General features: G+C 44.6%; 12 protein-coding genes and 2 pseudogenes. 4 read left to right on the forward strand and 10 right to left on the reverse strand.

The genetic code is table 11. The features are described 5' to 3' along the window. Positions 1–12: 12 nt before the first annotated feature. Positions 13–1,170, reverse strand: a complete 1,158-nt coding sequence (locus ASD40_RS34570) for a CaiB/BaiF CoA transferase family protein (protein WP_057307666.1) — start codon at positions 1,168–1,170, stop codon at positions 13–15. After that, positions 1,167–2,321, reverse strand: a complete 1,155-nt coding sequence (locus tag ASD40_RS34575) for an ABC transporter substrate-binding protein (RefSeq protein WP_057307667.1) — start codon at positions 2,319–2,321, stop codon at positions 1,167–1,169. The genes ASD40_RS34570 and ASD40_RS34575 overlap by 4 nt, the downstream gene beginning before the upstream one ends. Positions 2,322–2,463: 142 nt before the next feature. On the opposite strand from ASD40_RS34575, the gene ASD40_RS34580 reads away from it, so the two are divergent. Further along, entirely contained in the window at positions 2,464–3,174 is a 711-nt protein-coding gene (locus ASD40_RS34580; protein ID WP_057307668.1) for a FadR/GntR family transcriptional regulator, read from the forward strand. A gap of 121 nt (positions 3,175–3,295) precedes the next feature. Here ASD40_RS34580 and ASD40_RS34585 read toward each other — a convergent pair. Beyond that, positions 3,296–3,646 (reverse strand): annotated as a pseudogene (locus ASD40_RS34585) (cache domain-containing protein); the annotation flags it as partial. An 874-nt stretch (positions 3,647–4,520) separates the two neighbouring features. Between ASD40_RS34585 and ASD40_RS34590 the strand changes: the two are divergent. Continuing rightward, positions 4,521–5,978: an MFS transporter gene (locus ASD40_RS34590; protein WP_057307670.1), complete on the forward strand. Its 1,458-nt coding sequence runs from the start codon at positions 4,521–4,523 to the stop codon at positions 5,976–5,978. 20 nt (positions 5,979–5,998) lie between these two features. After that, a complete protein-coding gene (locus ASD40_RS34595; protein WP_057307671.1) occupies positions 5,999–6,754 on the forward strand; it encodes an IclR family transcriptional regulator in 756 nt (251 codons plus the stop codon). Positions 6,755–7,510: 756 nt separating this feature from the next. Here ASD40_RS34595 and ASD40_RS39585 read toward each other — a convergent pair. The 3 genes and pseudogenes from ASD40_RS39585 to ASD40_RS34605 all read right to left on the reverse strand — a co-directional run. Further along, positions 7,511–7,651: pseudogene (locus tag ASD40_RS39585) on the reverse strand (helix-turn-helix domain-containing protein); the annotation flags it as partial. A gap of 311 nt (positions 7,652–7,962) precedes the next feature. Further along, on the reverse strand, positions 7,963–8,778 hold the full coding sequence (locus ASD40_RS34600) for a TrmH family RNA methyltransferase (RefSeq protein ID WP_057307672.1): 816 nt from the start codon (positions 8,776–8,778) through the stop codon (positions 7,963–7,965). A 10-nt stretch (positions 8,779–8,788) separates the two neighbouring features. Beyond that, positions 8,789–9,448 carry a potassium channel family protein gene (locus tag ASD40_RS34605; protein ID WP_057307673.1) on the reverse strand — a complete coding sequence of 220 codons (660 nt, stop codon included), beginning with the start codon at positions 9,446–9,448 and terminating at the stop codon, positions 8,789–8,791. Between the two features lie 157 nt (positions 9,449–9,605). On the opposite strand from ASD40_RS34605, the gene sspI reads away from it, so the two are divergent. Next, the gene (gene sspI / locus ASD40_RS34610; protein WP_057307674.1) at positions 9,606–9,809 is read left to right on the forward strand and encodes a small acid-soluble spore protein SspI; all 204 of its coding nucleotides are present in this window, start codon (positions 9,606–9,608) and stop codon (positions 9,807–9,809) included. A gap of 57 nt (positions 9,810–9,866) precedes the next feature. Here the strand turns inward: sspI and ASD40_RS34615 are convergent, their stop codons facing one another. The 4 genes from ASD40_RS34615 to ASD40_RS34635 form a co-directional block, all read right to left on the reverse strand. Continuing rightward, on the reverse strand, positions 9,867–10,592 hold the full coding sequence (locus tag ASD40_RS34615) for an MtnX-like HAD-IB family phosphatase (RefSeq protein ID WP_057307675.1): 726 nt from the start codon (positions 10,590–10,592) through the stop codon (positions 9,867–9,869). Between the two features lie 118 nt (positions 10,593–10,710). Then, on the reverse strand, positions 10,711–12,372 hold the full coding sequence (locus ASD40_RS34620) for a glycoside hydrolase family 3 protein (protein WP_057307676.1): 1,662 nt from the start codon (positions 12,370–12,372) through the stop codon (positions 10,711–10,713). 16 nt (positions 12,373–12,388) lie between these two features. After that, on the reverse strand, positions 12,389–14,677 hold the full coding sequence (locus ASD40_RS34625; RefSeq protein WP_057307677.1) for a glycoside hydrolase family 3 C-terminal domain-containing protein: 2,289 nt from the start codon (positions 14,675–14,677) through the stop codon (positions 12,389–12,391). Between the two features lie 375 nt (positions 14,678–15,052). Next, entirely contained in the window at positions 15,053–17,758 is a 2,706-nt protein-coding gene (locus ASD40_RS34635) for a glycoside hydrolase family 78 protein (RefSeq protein WP_057307679.1), read from the reverse strand. Between the last annotated feature and the right edge of the window lie 51 nt (positions 17,759–17,809).

Raw genomic sequence — 17,809 nt, forward strand, 5'->3', positions numbered from 1 at the left:
AATCTCTCTGCTTTAATGGCTCACTTCACTCAGAAGAAATTCTTTATCCAAGCTTTCATTATCTTCACCGATGCGTGGGGCCCACTTGTCTGATTCAAGTCGGGTTCCGTTAATCCGAATTGGACATCGTGTCATTCGTAGGCTAGGGGTTCCGGGTCTCGTGATTTCCTGAATCATGTTCAGCGTTTTAAATCCTTCGTGTTCAAGCAATCGATCCCATGTATAAACATCGGCGCACCAATAGTCAGCAGGTTCTAGTCTCCCTAGCCATGCCTGCGTCGTTCGTGTCTTGAGGTGAGCTGCTAAGATGCTCTTGATTTCATCTCGGCACGTGAACCAAGTTTTCGGATCGCTAAATGACGCTAATGCATCACATTCTAGAAGCTCCCCAACCCGGATAATCGAACCCATGGCAAGCGCAAGATAACCATCTGCCGTTTCATAAATTCCGTATGGAGCCCCTAAATAGGCATGCGCGTTATTCACAGAGCTGCGCACAGGAAGTTGTCCGCCATCATTCAAATGCGTCGTCAGTACCTCAAACTGGAAATCCAAAATCGATTCAAGCAGACTAACTTCCACTAGCCCTCCAATGCCTGTGCGTCCACGACGTACAAGACAAGCAAGAATGCCTTGAACTAGATGTGCGCCAGTAAATAAATCGACTACAGCAAGTGCAAAAGGAACAGGAGGTTGATCTCCATTTCCGTTTAGCCAAGCTAAGCCGGATAACGATTGGATTAACAAATCTTGACCTGGCTTCCCTTTCCAGGGTCCTTCTTTCCCATATCCGGTAACACTGCCATAGACTATTTTCGGATTGATTCGTTTCACACTTTCATAATCTAATCCTAGTTTTCCCATCGTTCCCGGGCGGAAATTTTCTATCATCACGTCGGCCTGTTCAATTAGCTTTTTAACTTTGATGAGATCATCAGAGTCTTTTAAATCCGCTTGATAGCTTTCCTTATTTCGGTTGATCGTATGGAATAGCACGCTATCGCCATCCGATAACAAGTTATTTAAGGACAATTGACGGCAAGAGTCACCGGTTTCAGGCCTTTCTATCTTAATTACTCGCGCACCAAGATCCGCAAGACGGAGTGCAGCAGATGGCCCGGAAAGATATTGACTGAAATCGAGCACGACGAGTCCTTCAAGCGGTTTCATGGATGATCCTCCTTTAGCGATTCGCGATATAGACTATCCATCTTTGCCAATACTTCTTTGGGATTACTGCCATAACGAATATAATCTCGGATAACATCACCTGCATGATCTTGGAAGTGAAAATATCCGCTATAACGAGGACGCATATAAGCGCGATCCAATGCGGGTAACGTGTCTTTGTAATAATTTTGCGTTTGGCGATTGACCTCTTCATCAAGCCAAGCGGCTCTGTGTCCGGGCTGGCCGCCGCTCTCGAAATAAATGGTTTTTTGAATACCCGCGCTTGCCGTAAACATGGCGAAATTTAACGCATCATCCATTTGCGCGCATTTGACTGAAATAGCGAGCCCCGTTCCGCCTAAGGTTGATCTCAGTTTCCCATGATCCCCTATAGACACCATATCAGTAGAGCTTACTACATATTTGGAGTAGCCTCGTCTGGCGTAATTGGAATATCCGTAAGCAAAAGGACAATAATAAATATCATTGCGCGTAGACATCGCTTCCATGACCTTAATTGGATTCCAATCTAACATTTCTGGAGTGCAGTAATTCGTAAGTTCTCGAAGCTGATCCAGCACTTGAAGACCTATATCTGTACTGATAACGCTTTCTTTACTGATAAAAGGCTCTTCGCCTTGCGTGTAGCAAAGCATATAAAAATTCATCAGTGTATCAATCGGAATTCCTGCAAAAGCAACCTTGCTTTGCTTAGCTAACGCAATTAAATCTTCCCACGTTTCTGGCAATGAAAGCCCGTCATTTGCAAATAAATCCGCGCGGTACGAAGCCACAGGAGTTGCCGCGTCAACAGCTAACGCGCTTTGATAGCCATCAAAATTGTAGCTCAGATGCGATTTACCAACTGTATTTGCAGCTTGATCGGCCATAAACTCGCTTGGAAGCACCTGATCCAAAGGGACCAAAATGTTTTTATCCGCAGCAAACCCAGCCCATGGATGATCGATAATTAATAAATCGTATTCCTCGGCTAGCTTTTGAATCGGATAATCCGCAAAATGCTGCAGCGAACGTTTATCCCACGTAATTTCCACATCTGCATGCAGCTCCATATATCGTTGTGAAGCAGCTACAACTGAAACATAACCTCTTGTATGATTCCAAGTAATGCCACGAAGTTTCTTGATCATTGTTTACCTCACCCTTGGTTTTCTGGTACTACCAGAGTACCGATATTTGTACGATACCATAAATCCTTGTTACCCTCAATCATTTTCAGTATAGTTTAAGTATTAAAGATGATTTCAATGATTTCTAGGAGGTCCTACCTGAATGTTAGATATAAAAGCAGTCAAAAAAGTTACGGTTACTGAGCAGATTATGGAGCAAATTGCCGGTATCATTACTTCAGGTCAACTTAAACCAGGTGATCAGCTCCCTAATGAAAGAGATCTTGCCGAGAGATTCAATGTAACTCGGGGCCGCGTTCGTGAAGCGCTCCGCGCTTTGTCTCTTGTCGGTTTGCTTACCATAAAAGCAGGTGAGGGCAGCTTCGTAAACGAACAACAAGCTCCTTTTTCACCTGAAACGATTACTTGGATGTTTTATAGCGAAATTCATAACTTGGATGAGGTGTATGCAGCTCGAAAACTAATCGAATCCGAGGTATATCTCCTTGCTGCGGGTAGAGCAACACAAGATGAACAAGATCATCTTCTCCTGATTCTTGATGCACTTGTCCAAGCAAAAAACAAACAAGATCCGGCTGAGTTTTTAGATCTTTTAGATCAGTTTGATATTTACATGGGAGAAATTTGCGGTAATCGCATTTATGCCAAATTGATGCAAACCGTTGTTCATTTACGCAGAGAAACAAGTTTAAAGCTATTGAAAGTACCTGGAGCGGTCGAAAGCAGTACGGAAATACGCAGCTCGTTAATGCTTGCTATTCAGTCTAAGGATAAGAAACGGATCGAAGATTCTATTCATGCATTTTTCGAAAAATCAAAACTATTCTATGACAACATTATCGGTAAATCATAGCTCGCTATAACTTTTGAATGATACCGCTGCTTAAAGCGGCATTTAGAGAAGGTCAAAACGGCTTAGTCGAAAAAAGTGGTTGATCAGAATACACCCTGTCAACCACTTTTCGTTTAATATCTCATTTATTAAAATTTAAAAACAGTAAATGAAAAGCTACTAGGAAGCCAAATTGAAACGGTTCTCCTAACCGTTCTTGATCATTGCTGTAAACTAAATTTCTGTCTCCATCCATAATATAATATTGGTTATTATTGTTTTGAAGTGGAGTTACAATCTTCTGTATGGCATCCAAGTCAAGATCAACGTAGATAACACCGATTTCATCTTTATTTTCCTTACTTAGGATACTTCGCCCGATGGAGAAGATATATCGCGGTGTTTGAGTGACGTAATAGTCGGATTTATGGGTAGGGATAATAACACGTTCCCCTTTCAACTCTTTCATCTTTCTAAATGATGGCTGATCGAAAAATGAGCTTCCTTTCTTTGAATCCCAACCTTATATTTCAAACTCTGCAGGGTCTGTTGGATCTCCGTGGAATAGTCGGGGGCTTTCGTAATCTTCTCTATCTCATTCATGTAGTTTTCAATGTTGGAATTTACAATACCCGTCATATCAAACTTGTCCTGTAATAGAAGGGTTTGCACGGTTTCGACGGATTTATTGTAATACAAAAAGGCCGGAATCAAGGGCTGGAATCGGGATGAGGGTTGGTATGTATAAGTCGCATAGGCGTCCTCCAAGCACTAAAAGATACAACTATCATAGAGTGTTAGAATTTTTTTTGCCATACCAATAATTAGGATATTTTGAAACAAATTGATTTTAATTGTCTCCGCGGTAGCCCCTTCATCAAGTTTGTCGTTCGTTACGTGAAGCAAACCTGCTTTAAACACCATGATCATAACCGCCTACGAAGTTATAATGTGGATTGATAGATGCTAATTCCTCGGTATAGGTGCAAGCAAGACAAAAAGACTGAAATCACCACTTCCTCCTTTGGTGATTTCAGTCTTTTCATACATTATATAATGAATTCCATGAAAATCGGTGATTGTAATTCCACTTTTGGTGCAGTTTCTTTTCTTTGATCTTACATAGGAGAAATGAAAATTTTATATCACTTTAATCTAAATGACACTCCACTGTTATTTCATCGTTATGTGAGTTGTTATTCACTTTGTCATACAAAACACCCCATTTCGGGGTGTTTTGTAATATCTATTTGGCATACGCTGTAAAATGGCTATCAACGTCCTTACTATACATCTTATGATAAAATAATGTATACTATAAATACACTAAGTTTCTTAATAGTGAATTATTACGGAGGAATGTCAAGATGAACTTACAAAAACACTGGAGAATCGCTATCTTAACCGTTTTGGCCATTGGGCCAGGTTTAATGATTAATAGCGCCTTAATCCCCAGTCAAAGACTTGTCCAGGATTCATTTCATCTTGGAAATAACGCGATGTTCAGCCCTGCTATTATTGGCATCATCGCCTTTACGTTATTCATTCCGTTGGGTCCCCTTCTTCGACATAGATTAGGAGTTCGAGCCACTTACTCTATTTCCATGATCCTTTTTATTATTGGCTCGCTCTCGGCAGCATTCTCCGTCGATGATCAATGGATGTCTGTAGGTAGATTTCTACAAGGGATCGGTATGGGCGTGATGCTCATGATTATGGTTCCCATGCTTTTGCTTTCCTTCCCTATCGAGAAACGAAATCTTTCCTTATCCGTTCTTATAGGCGGTTTTTTCGGTTCGGTAATTGCAGGTTTATTGATCGGAAATGTGGCTATTATTTATCATCATTGGAGATGGATTTTTTATTTGGGAAGTGGTTTAGCATTAGCTGGATTCATTATGAACCATATTTTCCTGCGAAATGAGCACCATACAGAGAGTAAACATTTAAATTGGGATATATTGGGTATATCTCTGATCTTGATTTGTTCAGTTATTTCTTTGGCAACCTTAAACCATCTCGAGCAATGGTTTGGTTCTCCGGGTAATCTCTGGGTCGTAATCGGAGGAGCCTTACTTACACTGATTCTTTTTATTATTGCACAACGCAAGATTAATCATCCTGTTATATCCTTCAAATTGATCATGCATCCCAAACCGGTACTAGGAATACTAATGGCTGTATCAAGCAATGTCGTCATGGCGTTGAGCCTACCGGCAGTCCAAGGACTACTGCATATCGTTTCAAGCAAACAACTCTTATCATTGTTGCCATGCATGTTTATTGGCGTAGTATTATCAGCCATAATTTGTACATTGCTTTATGATAAATTAGGGCCCGGTCTCCTTGGCCTTATAGGATCAGTCGCAATTGCTCTCGTTCTGATTCAATGGTTTTATTTGAACGACTCTTATTCATTAGTAATAATGGCTTGTAATTTAATTCTCTTATCGAGCGGTCTTGGAATCACGATTGGGGCAGGTCTTACGGGCGCCGCTTTAGGAGGTCCATTGCCTGAATTGGTAAGTCGGATGACTGCTGTTCAATTCATTCGCTTTTTAGCTAATATTATAGTAATATTATTGGTTGGATGGTATTTGAACTTCGATTATTCACACAAACTTAAAGATGTTGTCCAGTCTGGCAGGATTGGTGATGACCAGAAGCAACAATCCCTATCTCTATTAATGACTTATCATGACCTTTTCTTCATTGCTTTTATTGCTGCAGCAGTCCTTGCTTGCTTGTCTATTGGACTTCATTTAACCGGAAAAGGTCATAAACTAGCACATAAGCCTCATCATGAGCATGAATTAGCTAAGTAGTTCTTGGAAAGGTGAATGATATGGCAACGGAATCAAAGGGGCATGGCATCCAGTCTGTTGAATTGGGATTGGGTATTCTAAAGAAGATTTCGGAGGAAAGAAAGCCACTAACCGCAACGGAAATATCCATTTTATGCGACATTTCCAAGAGCAAGCTTCATAAATATCTCACGAGTTTTACAAGAGCAGGATTTCTTCAAAAAAACCAAGATCTCAAGTATTCGTTAGGTACGGAGTTGATTCTTCTTGGGCTCAAAGCATCTGAAAAACTTGATATCCAAGATATTTGTCTCCCTTATATAACTAAGCTCAGAGAAGCGCTAAATGAAACCGTTGCGCTTGCCATTTGGGGAGAAAGTGGTCCCTTCTTTGTCAGATGGGAACAAAGTAACCGAGCCGTAAATTTAGGAATCAAAGCTGGTTCTCGGGTGAGCGTGACTGAAAGTGCTCCCGGAAGATTATTTAGCGCTTATTTGCCAAAAGATAAAACACAATCGCTAATATTAAGTGAGCTAAAAACGGATCAAATTCAAGATCTGTTACTTAAGGAGCTAGAGGAGGTTAAGCGCAAGGGCTTTGCCTTAACCTCCGGAACCCTAGTTGCTGGAATCACGGCTGTTAGCTGTCCGGTATTGGATCTGAATGGATCTATCTTAGCCGCATTGACGGTGGTGTTTATGAATGATGTACTTGATACATCCGAACATTCCGATTTCATCATGAAATTAAAGCAGACAGCTTTAGAACTGTCACAAGCATTAGGATTTAAACCTTAACTCCCCCATTCATAAGCAAGAGGCTGAGGATGTTCCCATTCGGACGATCCCAGCCTCTTTTTGTATACTGCTGTCTGCAAAGGCTGTCGCCGTCTCTACAGATAATGCTATGGTATGGACTCAGGAAAATCGGTTTGTTTTATTATCTTCTTCGCTCTTACTAGATACTGGAATCAAGCCAACCACACTTGATATTTACATGAAATATCGAAATCCTAAAGGGTTCTCTTACTATCTTTATGTACTACTGGCAAGTGTGAAATCCCGCGAATAAGCGAAGCGGGTATTCGTCGTGAGAAAACTGAATCGGACTGAGGGAGCTGAATGGGTTATAGTTAAGCCACAACGCTAAATTGCGAAAGCTGAACCCCAGCCTGATCTGATGAATTCCGAATCGCTCGGAGTCAGTAATTAATCACTCGCTTCTGCACTTCAAAAGGCCGTAGGGAATGGACAATGTTATTGTCTTCCGACAGGTGATATTTACAGCTTCTTGTGTCACAATCAAGTATTTCATTTTTATTGTTTATTTTATCACTTCACTCAAATGCCCCTGCTAATTGTCCGATGACAATCTGAATCGTACCCATTTATAAAATATTATCTCTCAAACTCATTGAAATCTTGAATTGAAATAATTCTTTATCTCTCTTACTCTTGGCTAAATATTCTGGATCCTTATCTGGGCAGGTAAACAGCAAAATTGAATCATCGAAATAATTCTCAATATGCTCGATATACTTACATTCTTTCGTTTTACAGACATCGTATATACCACATTTCAACGAAAATGCAGTCGCTCATTCTGGTCGGCTGCCGCAAATCTATAGAAGGTTTACTTTTACCTGATTCAATATCACTTAGACTGCCTTGAGAAACACCGATCAGGTTGGAAAATTCAACTTGGGTTTAAGTTATGTATCTTTCTCAATCTTTTTACGTTTTCTCCTATAATGTTCTTGTAATCCTCCTTGAAGAAAACCGGTTTATGACAATAGTCATTACAGAGATTTAAATGATAAATTTCAAGAACTTTTGTTTGGTGTCCTTGCAAATTCAAATATATTCCCACTCATTCATTGCACAAAAAAGCCCGATGTATCAAGGCTTTGAGCCACATCGGGACTGAATTAGTTGTGACAAATCTACGTTCCAAATCTATGACAAACTATATTACAAACGGTGACAAAGTGAATTACAACTCACAGTTATGAGTTTATTTTCGATGGAACCAACCGCTGCCGCGAAGCCTCAAACAGCAGCACCGTCGCGGCCATCGCGACGTTCAGCGATTCCGCTTTGCCCTGCATCGGAATGATCACCTGCACATCCGACTGTGCAGCGACCTCCGGCGACACGCCCTTGGCTTCGTTGCCGAGGATCAGCCACGTCGGCTGCCGCAGGTTCGTGTCGTAGCACGAGCTCTGCGCCTGCAGGCTCGTGGTCACCAGCCGCACGCCGCGCTCACGCGCCCGCGGCAGCAGCTCGAGCAGATCTGCCTCCACAATCGGCAGATGATACATCGATCCCATCGTCGAGCGGATCGTCTTGGGATTGTACAGATCGACCGTGCCGCGGCCGAGCACAACAGCCTTGGCCCCGACGGCATCCGCGCTGCGGATGATCGTGCCCAGGTTGCCTGGGTCCTGAACGCCGTCCAGGACGACCACAAGATCATGCTCGCCGGCGAGCAGCTCGTCCATGCCAAGCTGCGGCCGAGCCACAACAGCCAAAACCCCCTGCGGCGTCTGCGTATCTGAGCATTTTTCCAGCACAGCCTGGCTGACGCCGATCCATTCCACAGATGGGGTGACCTGCTCAGCTAACCCAGCAGGAACCCCTTTTTCCAAGCTATACATAATGGTCTCCACCGGAGCTCCCGCACGCAATGCTTCCTCAACCAGATGGTAACCCTCAATGATATATTTTCCTTGTTTGTCCCTGCCCTTGCGTTCTAAAAGCTGCGCCCATTCTTTGACTCTGGCATTCTGAACAGACATAATTTCCGTATGTGCACTTGTCATTTATCTTTACCTACTCTGCAAAAGTCACTTCAAAAGTTTGAAGATTTGAATTTTTTCCAACAATAACCAAGATATCGTCCATTCGAAGCGGCTCTTCCGCAATTGGCGGAATAATCAGCTGTTCATTTTGTTTGATCGCTATAACATTGCAGCCATATTTAGCCCGGATATCCAGCTGTTTGAGGCTTTTACCTATCATTTGTGTAGATACCTTAATCTCAACGATACTGTAATCGGCAGAAAGCTCTATGTAATCAATAATATTAGATGAGATCAGATGATGCGCCACACGCTGTCCCATATCTCTTTCTGGATAAACGACTTTGTCTGCGCCAATTTTCTTTAACACTTTTCCATGCAAATCATTAACAGCTTTCACTATAATCGTAGGTATGCCCATTTCTTTGAGGATTAATGTAGTCAGAATACTCGCTTGAATATCCTCACCAATAGCCACAACCACAACGTCAAAATTACGAATACCTAGAGCTCGCAGCGCTTCTTCATCCGTAGAATCTGCTTGAACGGCATGTGTGACGAAAGCTGAAACCTCTTGAACCGTCTCTTCACGATGATCAATAGCAAGGACCTCAAACCCTAATTGTGACAATGTTTTAGCGACGCTAGACCCGAATCTTCCCATTCCAATAATCGCAAATTGCTTTCTCACCGTTGGCGTGTCCTCCAAATTCCTAAGATGATTATATTATAACATACACACGGTACCCATCTCACTATGCATGAAAAGGTGGCGAAGTATGGAAGGATGAACGACTAGAAACTTGCGCATATTAATAACGATAACGAAATGGAAGCGAGGTCCACGAATGAACATCACCTTAAGACAGGCCATCGTCCAGCGAGTCCAGAATAAATCGAATAATGAGCTTCAGGAAGTTATTGAGGATTCCATCGGCGGAGAAGAACGGGTTTTGCCCGGACTTGGTGTGCTTTTCGAAATCATATGGCAGCATAGTGAGGCAAATATTCAAAACCAACTCGTAGAAACACTCAAAGAACATCTCGAATGACTACAACATCTAGCTGGCTAGGGGGTTGCCTGTGGCATTCCCTTAGCTGGTTTTATCCTATTCCGGAAATTTACAGGCAGCAGGAAATCTCCCTTCAAGACGGTGAATTGCGGTGCCACTCAGAAACGAATCCCAAGCTGATCTTAGTATGTTTAAAATATCATGAAACGTCTCAAAAGGATAATAGGCCGTTCCTTCCTCATTTAAATATCTAGCAAGACTCGCTCGCGCAAAAATCCAATCGGCAAAGCCGGAGCCATAATAGTCACTGCTGCCATCACCGATGTAAATGACAAGCCATCCTTCCTCTTTGAGCTGCTTAACAACACTTGCTTTGCAGCACCCGCACCATTTGCATGCTTGATTCATATTCTGAACCCCGAACTGAAATTGACCATCCTCCAAATAGGTAATCGGATTCCCGATAACTCGGTCCACTATTACCTGCTCACGACCTAAAATTTGCTCAATATAATAAAGCATCCCATCACTTAAAACCGTAACGGGCACATCTTTCTGCTGGCAAAAATCAATAAAATGGCGTGCTCCTTCGCGCAAATTCACATGTTCTATCAGCTGATCAACCTGCTCCTGCCGACCCGCAAACATAGGGTATGCCGCTTCAATCCAAGCCAAGGAACCGACCTTTTTCTCTCGAAAAAGTCTCGATGCTTCAATTACCTTCGGTTTATTTAGCACATCTAATCCTTCCATTAATACATCGCCAACATCCTGATCCATCAATGTTCCGTCAAAGTCTGTCACGACAGCAATTTTTTGCATGGCCAGCCCCCCCCTTTTTAAACTCACAATCCGATAATCATAGTTTCTAGATAACAACAAAAAAACCTGCCCAAAGGACAGGTTCCTACACTAACTATTCTACTCTCACCATTTCAACTTATAACTTAGCCCACTCAAGACCGCAGAAAGCATCAATTGGAGACTCACCACGAAATGGCTGCTTGCCAACCATACAACTAATAATTTCCTTCTGTACCGCCAAAGTAGCGTTATATGCATTAATCATCGTAGGCATAGATGGGAGTTCATAAAGTGTGTACGGATTTCCCAGCGAGATAAAGACTGTCGGCACCTGTGTAGGGTACCATTTGAAGAGTCCTCCTGTCTCCTGGGGTGAGAGACGCATGGAGTTTTGCATGAATCCGGGCGATTTCTGAACAAGAAAGACTACCGCATCTATTTCGTTGCCCTCTTCTTTCACGTCATATTCCCGAACAACCGTGAAGCCTTCCTCACTCAGCATCCGGGCGAATTCATCCCCCGTTGCGGCTTTATCTGCAAAAAAGGAAGCCTCATCCGAAGCAGCTAATAATAAAATACGCTTCTGCTTTTGCGGGGTTAGAGGTAGAAGGCCCTGAGTGTCCTTAACCAGCGTTACCGATTTGCTCGCAATTTCCGCTGCAAGCTGCAGATGGTCGGCTGAACCTACCACGTCAAGATCCCTCTCATCCGCCAGAGTCAAATGTAGACCAAGTGACGCTTTCAGAGCCAGTATTCTGGTAACCGCCTCATTCAGCCGTTCCTCCGTGAGCACACCGTCCTGGACGCCCTGAAGCATAGCCTGAAAATCTTCCTGCATATTATTCGTAAACAGGAACATGTCAACACCCGACGCAATACATTGCGGAATGATATCTTTACGTCGGCCAAAGCTCGTCATGCCAATCATCGAGGTAGCATCGGAAACGATAAGTCCGTTAAACCCAAGCTCCTCCCGTAGAAGCTTCATGTTCAATTCAGGCGATAAGGATCCCGGTGTATGTTTAGTTCTTACGTCTGTGATTCCCAATTCTTCATAATAGCTTGGCAGCGTGATGTGAGCACTCATGACTGTTTTGACCCCGTTCTCGATCGCCGATCTATACACACGGCCGTAGGTCTCACGCCACTCTTTCATCGTTAATGTATTATTCGTGAGCACCTTATGCTGGTCTCGGTCATCCATGCCGTCACCAGGCCAGTGCTTCACGCAGGCAGCCATCCGGTTGTTCTTCTGAATAGCATTCATAACAGGTAGCGCAGTCTGTTCCACGATACCTGGCGTATCACCGAATGCGCGAATGTTGACGATGGGATTTTGATAGTTGTAATTGATATCAATGACCGGTCCGTACACCCAGTTGAACCCCATAGCGTGACCCTCGGCTTCTATTGCAGCTCCAAACGAGGTTGCTAGGTCTGGATCGTTTGCGGCAGCTAACTGCATGTTTGAAGCCAAATTCGTTCCATCGGCTGCCCCGCCTTGTCCGCCATTTTCAAGATCGCCTGAAACCAGCAGCGGTACTTTACTGCGCTTTTGCAAGTCACGGATGATAGCTGCCTGATGCTGCTTCGTTGCATTTGGGGAAAATCCAAATACATGGACTCCCCCTGGGCCAATACTAAGCAAATCCTTTTTGGCTCCAGTATCAAACGGTAGATCGACAGTAATGAACAGTTGGCCCACTTTTTCTTCCAAAGATAATTCACGTAATGTTTCGTTGACCCATTGAATCGCTTCTTCGTCCAAATGAAACGGTTTTGCTTTCAGATTAACCATGCCTGTGTCCCCCCTTTTATCGCGTACTAACATTTACTTTTCTTTCCGAGATGGCGTTCAAGTTCTTTAAATCGTCAGCCAACATCTCTTCCGAATATTGCCCTTGCCCAAAGCCAATCATTGCACGCAGCGGCATATATCTCATCATAGCCATCAGCATGTCTGGGTTATCGCCCAAGAGAGCGTCAAAGCCGAATTTCCCTATAAATTCTTTGGCTTTATTGACCGTGAGCGGATTAGCCATCAAGTCGCCGATTAGCGAGTTGCGATTATACGTCCCCGGCAGGGTGACCGTAGATTCGACCTCAATCGTTACACGAAGGTCGATATCTCGCGAAGATTTTCCAAGTAAGATGTCAAATGCCCCGGTTTCCACATGCCAATCGGCAATTTGAACGTTGTAATATGCGAAAGCCCTTTGATTCAACACAAAGGTAACGGTTTGTTGCTCTCCTGGCTGCAGCTCGATTTTTTGGAAGCCTTTCAGTTCTTTTTGCGGACGATTGACACTGCTCTGAACATCCTTGACGTAAAGTTGAACGATTTCTTTTCCGGCATAGTCCCCTGTATTTTTCACAGTCGCTTGAACGGTAACCGTCTCATTATCTTTGATCGCTGATTTGTCTACCCGCAGATCACTGTATGCGAAATTGGTATAGCTGAGGCCGAACCCGAATGGGAATAGAGGCTCAATCTCTTTGGTGTCGTAATAACGATAACCGACAAATACGCCTTCTTTATATTCAACCTTGTCGCCTTCACCTGGGAAATTCAAGAAGGAAGGGTTGTCACTTAGTTTCACCGGGAACGTTTCCGCAAGCTTGCCGCTTGGGTTCGCAATGCCAAACAACAAGTCTGTTACCCCACCGCCAAAAGCTTGACCGCCTAGATATCCTTCCAACACGGCTTTCGCTTTGTCAATCCAAGGCATTTCAACCGGCGAGCCATTGCTTAAAATAATAATGAGATTGCTTTGGACTTCCGCCACCGCTTCGATCAGTGCGCGATGATTGACTGGAATGGCCATGTGCGTACGATCATATCCTTCCGATTCGTAACGATCAGGCAATCCAACAAATAGTACCGCTACATCCGCCATTGCCGCTGTTACCTTGGCCTCCCTTACCAAATCTTCATCGATTTCATCGCTATCCAGCTTGTAGCCTTGTGAATAAATGATTTGCGCAGCATCTCCTGCCACATTCATCATTTCTTCAAGCGCATCGTCCAGCTTGGTCGGATTGACGTGGGAGCTGCCGCCGCCTTGGTAACGCGGATTCTTAGCAAATTCACCGATGACTGCAATCTTCCCTTGCTTGCGAAGCGGTAGAATCCCCCCTTCATTCTTGAGAAGCACCATGCTTTCATGTGCAGCCTCTCGAGCCAACCGATGATGGGCTGCAGTATCATAAATAGCGTCTGTCTTACTGCTATCTGCAGCTTTAAAGATGAAGGTCAACATCCGTTCAACCGCAAGATTCAGCGTTTCCTCCGAAAGCTCGCCGGTTCTTACTGCCGCAACAATCTTAGCATCTCCGATGCCAGCGCTTGAAGGCATTTCCAGTTCCAAGCCAGCCTGGAGAGATTTTACACGTTCGTTAACCGCACCCCAGTCTGAAACTACAAAGCCTTCAAAACCCCATTCATCCCGCAAAACCTCTGTTAGCAAAAAAGCGTTCTCCGAAGCATATTCGCCATTGACTTGATTGTACGAACACATCACACTCCACGGCTGTGACTGCTTAACAGCGCCTTCAAAGCTGGCCAAATAAATTTCCCGCAGCGTGCGCTCGTCAATAACGGCATCAACGGACATTCTCCGATGCTCCTGGTTATTCGCGGCATAGTGCTTAAGCGAAGTGCCTACACCCTGACTTTGTACGCCTTTAATGTGATTGGCCGCCATTTCCGATGAAAGGTACGGATCTTCCGAAAAGTATTCGAAATTTCTACCGCACAGAGGCGACCTTTTGATATTAGCCCCGGGCCCAAGTAGAACCGCAACGTCTTCCGCCTGACATTCTTTCCCTAATGCCTCGCCCACTTTGCCGATTAGCTCCCGATTCCACGAAGCGGCCATGCCCGCGGCCGATGGGAAGCAGGTAGCTGGCACACTGTTATGAAGGCCTAGGTGATCCGCGTCTTTTTTTTGTTTCCGTAAGCCGTGAGGGCCATCTGTCACCATGAGTGACGGGATTCCAAGCCGCTCTATCCCTTTGGTATGCCAGAAATCCAAACCCGAGCATAAGCCGGCCTTTTCCTCCAGCGTTAATTGGGAAATTAGTTCTTGAATTTTCGAATTCATAGCTATTCCTCCAGTAATTAATAATTAGTTTTATGCCACACCCTAGTGAGAGCGGAAAATGCATGCCATATTTCTTGTCTTTTCAGCCATTGAGGAACGTAGATGCCTTATTTCTCAATTATTCAGACATTGTTCAGTGAAAAGGAACGTCAGTTCGTTATTTTCTCAAATATCCTTGAAAAAAGAGAAATTGCGGCAAATAGCGAATCGTCGTTCTCTTTCATCGCAAATTCACGGTTTTTCAGTGAAATAGCGAACCATTGTTCCTTTTGAAGCATCATTGACCGAGGAAATGCTATACCTGTCGAGCGTGCATAGTAAGAACTCATGTTTTTAACTAGATCACCTTCACCCCAATCAATCAAATGAACCTACTTAGCCAAATACAAACGGCTTCACTTGCGGAAGCGGCGGAATAGGTTGCGTCAACATATAGCTGAAGCTGTATGTCCCTGAACCCGCTTCCAACGTTACGCCCATATCCGCAGCCTTAACATTCGAAATGCCTGCAGCCTCGTTAAGAGCTGTTCCACTTTCTGTCACACCATCCGCACTAGCATAGGGCAGGCGAATTTCAGCCGTTGTATTCGGCGGAATCACCACCTGCATGTCCAATCGTTCACCATCCAATTTCGTCCAGCGGCAGCTAACCTCTCCGTACATCGTGTCGATACACCCCTCTGCAAATGTCAGACCATCGCCAGGCTGAGGACGGATAATCACCCGTTTATAGCCCGGCTGCTGCTCATCCGTATCAATTCCGGCAACAACACGGTACAACCAGTCTCCAATGGCTCCGTAGGCATAATGGTTAAATGAATTCATATCCGGGCTCCATAAACTGCCATCCGGCTTAATTCCATCCCAGTGCTCCCAAATGGTTGTCGCGCCTTTGGTCACTTGATACAGCCAGGAGGGATAATCCTGCTGAAGTAACAGCTTATAAGCGAATTCCGATTTGCCGTTATCGCTCAGCACGTGGTTCAAATAAGGAGTTCCGACAAAACCGGTTGTAAGATGGTACTTCTCCTCTTCGAGCAATTTCAGCAGCTTGTGCACGGCACGTTCCTTGGCTTCGCCCTCGACAAGTCCAAACATAAGGGACAGCACCTGTCCCGTCTGAGTAGGCACAGATAAACGACCCGTAGGCGTGACGAACTCCTGCGTAAAAGCATCGAGTATGTGCGTATGCAGATCTGCATAACCTTCCGCTTCCTCTGACCTCCCCAGCACCACAGCTGCTTTCTGCACCAACGACACGGAATAGGCATAGTACGCTGTTGCGACAAAATCTCGTGCCGTAGCCCCTATATAGCTGTCTTGCCGAGAATCTAAAGCAAGCCAATCCCCGAAGTGAAAGCCGGAATTCCACAAATATTCATTGTCACCTTGACGTTTGATGAATTCTACCCATGCTTTCATACTGTCGTATTGTTCTTCTAGCACACGCTTATCTCCGTAGCATAAATAGAGTGTCCACGGAATGATGACCGCCGCATCCCCCCAAGCAGAAGCAGACTGTGCCTTCTCACTCAAAACATTCGGAACCACAAACGGTACGCCTCCATCAAGCTCCGCTTGCTCGACCTTCAAATCATGAAGCCACTTCCGAAAAAAAGGTACGACATTCGACAAATAGGCGGACGTACGGGCAAACACCTGAGCATCCCCAGTCCAACCCAGCCTCTCGTCTCTTTGCGGGCAGTCCGTAGGAACATCCAGAAAATTCCCTTTCAGCCCCCACCGAATGTTATGCTGAAGCTGGTTGACAAGCGGATCGGAGCATGTGAACTCTCCTGTTGTTTCCATATCTGAGTGCAGCACGATACCCGTAAAATCTTCAAGACGGATCGGTTCCTGAAACCCATCAAGCCGTATATACCGGAAACCTTGGAAAGTAAAATGAGGCTCGAAAGTTTCTCTTCCTCCTCCTTTGAGCACATAGTGGATCGTTTGCTTTGCCTTACGGATGTTGTCCAAGTAGAAGTTGCCTTCATGATCCAAAATCTCGGCATGACGGATGCTGACCTCATGACCAGCGTCTCCCTGCACGGTAAACCGAATCCATCCGACCATGTTTTGGCCCATGTCGATGACAGTTTCGCCCTTGGGGGTCGTGATGAGCTCGATAGGTTGGATGCTCTCAATTTTACGTACTGGCACATTCTCCTGAGCCACTAAAATATCTTTGCTTTGTTCGATCACATCGGCAGGATACCATCCGCTGTCATCGTAATCTCCAAGACTCCAATTGGATCGCTCCAACCGGGCATCGTATGTTTCACCATCATAGATTTCCGACATCAAGATTGGACTTCCTGACACTTTCCAACTGTTATCAGAAACGATGACCTCTTGCCTTCCATCCGCATAATCAATATGGATTTGCACCAAAAGTGCTGTTCGGTTTCCGTAATGCTCGTTTTTCCCGTCCCAGCCAAGAACGCCTTTGTACCAGCCGCTGCCTAATAAGGCGCCAATCCCGTTCTTTCCGCTGCTCAGCAGTTCCGTAACATCATAAGTTTGGTATTGTAGACGGTGCTTATAGCTGGTCCATCCTGGGGCAAAATAGTGGTCACCCACCCTTTTCCCATTCAACTCTAATTCATAGATACCAAGCGCTGAGGCGTAAACACGGGCTGCACTTACTTCTCCATCAATGTGAAAATCGCGTCGAAACATTGGAACCTGATCGGAGCCCGCTAGCAGGGCTGCGGGAGCACTGATCCATTCAGCCGACCACTCCGAAGAATCTATGAATCCGGTTTCAAAGATGGCCTGATCAGACCAGTCAGAACATAGTCCTTGCTGGTTCCAAGCTTGAACGCGGTAGTGATACCGTTTGCGCGCAGCCATTTGAAGCTCTTCCAATTCCACATGAACCGATTGATCTGAATCCACTTTCCCGGAGTCCCAAACCGTCTGCTGAAAATCTGCGTCTTCCGCCACTTCTATGCGGTAAGCCGACTGTACAGCGGCTCTTTCAGTGGCATGCAATCGCCAGCTAATCCTTGGAGACCTGTGATCCAATCCAATCGGATTCACTTGATATTCACAACGAAGATCCTTTACTTTAAACATGACTATGTAACCTCCTACTCTGAATGCACGATCTAATTAATAAAAACCGTA

It is taken from the genome of Paenibacillus sp. Root444D2, assembly GCF_001426375.1.
Taxonomy (GTDB): domain Bacteria; phylum Bacillota; class Bacilli; order Paenibacillales; family NBRC-103111; genus Paenibacillus_E.